This is a genomic window from Gordonibacter sp., assembly GCF_036667095.1.
Taxonomy (GTDB): domain Bacteria; phylum Actinomycetota; class Coriobacteriia; order Coriobacteriales; family Eggerthellaceae; genus Gordonibacter.
Genome location: NZ_JAVWUP010000198.1, coordinates 1 through 4,230, shown reverse-complemented (window position 1 = coordinate 4,230; position 4,230 = coordinate 1). Strand labels below are relative to the sequence as shown.

The 4,230-nt window shown below is 58.5% G+C and carries 5 protein-coding genes; 3 read left to right on the top strand and 2 right to left on the bottom strand.

All coding sequences use genetic code 11. The annotated features are described in order from the left end of the window. The 3 genes from RR842_RS12320 to RR842_RS12310 form a co-directional block, all read left to right on the top strand. Positions 1-1,185 (top strand): FAD-binding protein (locus tag RR842_RS12320; protein WP_332729923.1); only part of this gene is annotated, 1,185 nt, incomplete at its 5' end. Further along, positions 1,182-1,949: a hypothetical protein gene (locus RR842_RS12315; protein WP_332514175.1), complete on the top strand. Its 768-nt coding sequence runs from the start codon at positions 1,182-1,184 to the stop codon at positions 1,947-1,949. The genes RR842_RS12320 and RR842_RS12315, both read left to right, overlap by 4 nt. A 53-nt stretch (positions 1,950-2,002) precedes the next feature. Then, on the top strand, positions 2,003-2,995 hold the full coding sequence (locus tag RR842_RS12310) for a DUF5692 family protein (protein ID WP_332729922.1): 993 nt from the start codon (positions 2,003-2,005) through the stop codon (positions 2,993-2,995). A 248-nt stretch (positions 2,996-3,243) separates the two neighbouring features. Here RR842_RS12310 and RR842_RS12305 read toward each other — a convergent pair whose 3' ends face one another. Both RR842_RS12305 and RR842_RS12300 read right to left on the bottom strand, forming a co-directional pair. After that, positions 3,244-3,570, bottom strand: coding sequence for a type II toxin-antitoxin system RelE/ParE family toxin (locus RR842_RS12305; protein WP_332514177.1), 327 nt, complete (start codon positions 3,568-3,570; stop codon positions 3,244-3,246). Next, positions 3,570-3,893, bottom strand: a complete 324-nt coding sequence (locus RR842_RS12300) for an antitoxin PHD (protein ID WP_332514179.1) — start codon at positions 3,891-3,893, stop codon at positions 3,570-3,572. The genes RR842_RS12305 and RR842_RS12300 overlap by 1 nt, the downstream gene beginning before the upstream one ends. Positions 3,894-4,230 lie beyond the last annotated feature (337 nt).

Here is a 4,230-nt window from a genome sequence, read left to right as displayed (position 1 = left end):
TCCACGCTGGACCACCACGTGCAGAAGATGAAGGACGCCACCGATGCCATGTTCGCCTTCGGACAGCGCCACGGGGTGGACTACCACTTCCAGAGCCCAGCCGAGGCCTTAGTGGTCGACGACGACGGACGCGTGGTGGGCGTGGTGTGTCGGGAGGACTACGAGCGCGAAGTGTATATTCACGCTACACGGGGGGTCATTCTTACGGCGGGCGGCTTCTGTAACAACAAGGCGCTGCTGGACAAGTACATTCCCACGGCTGCTATGGGCTGTGCGTCCAGCTACCTTACCGGCGGCGAGACGGGCGAGTGCTTCCGCATGGGGTTGGGCGCCGGTGCGGATGTATCGGGCTTCAACAGCTCTGCCTCGTTCGACGGCGGGGTGGACTGGCAAGCCGAGGGCGGACAATGGGCGCGCTTCCTCTACGACGGCATGACGCAGCTCTCGCGCCAGCCGTGGTTCACAGTCGATCGCTGCGGCAACCGCCTGCGCTACATGGACAGCCGGGTGAAGGAAGACGGGGCCGATGCCATCTATGCGTTGGGCGACCTGGCCACTATCCAGATGACGCCTCCGGGGCACCGCAGCTACATCATCTTCGACGCGCACTACGAGGACCATCTGGCCGGGTTCGCCCAAGAGCACTGCCGCAAGCTGATCACGCCCGACCTGGAGCAGATCGACAAAGTGCCTGAGCACTACCGCGACTGGCACCACGGCGTGCAGGACGCGCTCGATGCCGATGTGCTGAAGAAGCGTGACACGCTGGAGGAGCTTGAGCGTGACCTGGGTTTTCAGCCCGGAGTGCTGCAGGCGGCGGTGGATACGTGGAACGAAACGTGCGCACGCGGCGAGGACGACTTCATGTACCCCATGGAACCTGAGTGGCTGCATGCCATCAAAGACCCGCCGTTCTACGGCTGCCGCATCGGCGGCAACCTGTACGGCACGAAGGCGGGGCTGCTCATCAACGACGAGATGCAGGTAGTGTCCACCAAGGGCACGGTTGTTCCTGGCCTGTATGCGGGCTGGCATACGGCTGGCGGTGCCTGCGGCGAGAACAGCTACATCGGCGATCCGATCCTAGGCTCGCTTTTGGGCGATGTGAGCCTGGCGTTCTGTGGCGGATATCTGTGCGGTACGTTTGCGGTGCAAAACGAGCTGGGAAGCGAGGTGGCGAAATGAGCAGCCAGATGAGCGGTGCATCCTCGCCGTCTCCCGCCATGAAAGACGTGAGGTGGTCGTTTCTGTGCGTGTTTGGCGTGGCGCTTGCCGTGGCCGTGGTCGGGCGCATAGGGCTTGCCGCCATGGATGCGTTCGGCGTGCTCACCTACGACTACATCGCTGCGTCTACGGGTACGCTGCTGAACCAGGTGTGCTCGGCGCTCACGGGTCCTGCATTGGTGGCGTTCATGATGCTGGGCGGTCTGGTGTGCGCGCTGTCGGTGGCCGCGGTACTGGTGTACGCGTACTGGTATGGCCAGGGCGTACGAAGCCTGGCTGGGTTCGGCCCGGCGCTTGCGCTCGGGGCTGCCACGACGGTGGCAGGACTGGTATGCGCGCTCGTGTTCGCAAGCGGCATCATGTCGGCCGTGCAGCTGGCCTCCATGAAGACGAAGCTGGTGTTGGACGGCGGCATGATGCTTATGGGCTTCGCGCTGATAGTGGCCGTGATACTGCTGAACGCCGCAGCGTGTGCTGTGGCCTGCGCCTGTGTGGCGCGGGCAAAAAGCCCCCGCAGCGTAGGCATCGGCATGATCGCTGCTGCACTGGTGTGCGGCCTGGTGGTTATGGCGTTCGCCGTGCCTGCGTTCGCGTCCATCAACGTGGCGCATATCGATGGCTTCGCGTCTGCGGGTTGGCTCGCTTTGGCTGCGGCGGCGAATGCCGCCATGCTGGTACTGGCGCTGCGGCTCTGCGTTCGAAATGACGGGCAGCACGGGGCGTAAAATAACAGTAAAAGGTGCTTTTGGTTATCGGGTTTGCGAGAAAGAAGGTTTTTATGTTGTTCCAAGTCTATGGCGAGAACGCCGTCTACCAATGGGCCGGATGGGCCATGGTGTTCGTCGGCCTTATCCTCATCAACGAGATCGCGCGCCGTTCGAAGGCGGGCGGCATCTTCTGCTTCATTGCAGTACCGGCGGCCCTCACGATCTATTTTGTGGCTATCTATGTGGGTGTGGGCATGGGGGCCGAATGGGCGCTGAACAACCCCACGTACCTGCACATGAGCAGCTGGTTCCATTACGCGAAGCTCTATGCGGCCACCATCGGTTGTGTCGGCTTCATGGCCATCAAGTACGCCTGGGGTCCGGGCAAGAAGCACTGGTTCCTCTGCTTCCCGTTCATTATCGTGGCCGTCAACATCCTTATCGCTGTAGTCAGCGACTTCGAGAGCGCCATTCGCGCCTGGGGTACCACCTGGGTTTCCAGCGAGGGTGTGACGCTCTACGGCGGCTGGCACAACGTGTTCAACGGTGTGGCCGGGCTTATCAACATCGCGTGCATGACCGGCTGGTTCGGCGTCTACGTGTCCAAGAAGAAGCAGGACATGCTCTGGCCCGATATGACCTGGGTATTCATTATCGCCTACGACCTGTGGAACTTCTGCTACACCTATAACTGCCTTCCCACGCATGCGTTCTACTGCGGTTTGGCACTGCTACTGGCTCCCACCGTGGCGGCGATGATTTGGAACAAGGGCGGTTGGATTCAAAACCGCGCATTCACGCTTGCTATCTGGTGCATGTTTGCTCAAGTATTCCCGGCATTCCAAGATACCAGCGTTTTTGCGGTGCAGTCGGTGAATAACCCGAACGTGAACCTGGTGGTATCGGTTATCGCGCTTTTGGCGAACGTGGCAGCTTTCGCCTACATCATGTATCGCGCGAAGAAGCTCAAGCGCAACCCGTACACGCAGGAAGTGTTCGTGGGTACCAAGGACTACGAGCAGGCTATGGCGCGCCGCGAGGATGCGCCGCAGATCGCTGCGTAGGGCTCCTCGGTTACGTAGACTTTCTAGATCAGGTAAACCTACTCGATCGTAAAGATCGCGAAGGCCGCGGGGGCTGGGTCGGTATCCCGCAGAGAGTGGTTTACGATTGGGATGATGCGGGGCTCGCGTATGATGCGGGCCCCTTTGAAGTATGATAAACAGGGTGCACTCAATTTTTTACACCACTTTCTTTCGCTACTTCGTCTTCGCGTTCAGCTTCTGTGTGCTGACAAGGTGCATTGATGGCTTCAGAGTCCGTACGATTGGCGACGCTTGACGGCTTCGCGATACACTTCGTTATCGGAGCGGGCACCGATAACGATAACGCGCATGCAGCTCTCTGTGCGCTCAAGTTTATAGACGATGCGGATACCCTCGTTTTTTAGCTTTATTTTCATCAGCCCGCTTAATTGGGAAACCCTCTTGTTTCCCAGAGGTTTGCCAAAGCCGCCCTCGTCGCTCGATTGGGGGTTTGCCCGCACCTTCTCGAGAGCTTTTGCCACGCGAAGACGCTGCGAGTTATCGAGGCGTCGCAAATCTTCTTTTGCTTCAGGCAGATATTCGAGCTCCCACATTAGGAAAGCTCCACATCATCCATGTGCTCAAGTTCGTCTTGGGAAATGCCCAGATCAGCGTATACTTCGCTTGCTGAGATACCAGTGTTTTCGACGTTTTGGCTCAAACGCGCCATCGCTTCTGCCATAAGGACCATGTCAGCTTCAACTTCTGAAAGATAGGCGTATTCGTCGGGAGTGGTGATGATGCGAAAGGGTGCGTTGTTCTTAAGAACGACCACGGGGGAGGCGTCAGTGGCGGCAGAAAATGCCTGAGCCGCTTTTCCTCGGCTGAATGCCGAAACGGATACCATGTTGTCGAGTACGGTGGCAGTTAAGGCCATGGCCATTCTCCTTGCTGATCGGTGCCATGTTTTCACTATAATTTTCACGATAGTATACACGTTAAAATAGCACCGATCAAGAACGGTGCTTTGACAGAGCCATGCGTCCTGGGTTGCTAAACCTCTGTTCGGGAAACATTTGCGCGTCACGTACTTGAGTTGAGGCGAAGGTTCCCTTTGATGATGGGCTCGCTGTCCATCGGCCTAGCTCTTTTGCTGGATATGTTCGCTAGGTCAAGCAGATTCTCGTGCTCGCCAACATCGCGTTGGCGAACACTAAGTTTGCCTGTGGGTTTGATTACTGGAGACGGCTTATGCTTCGACAACTTCGGCGATG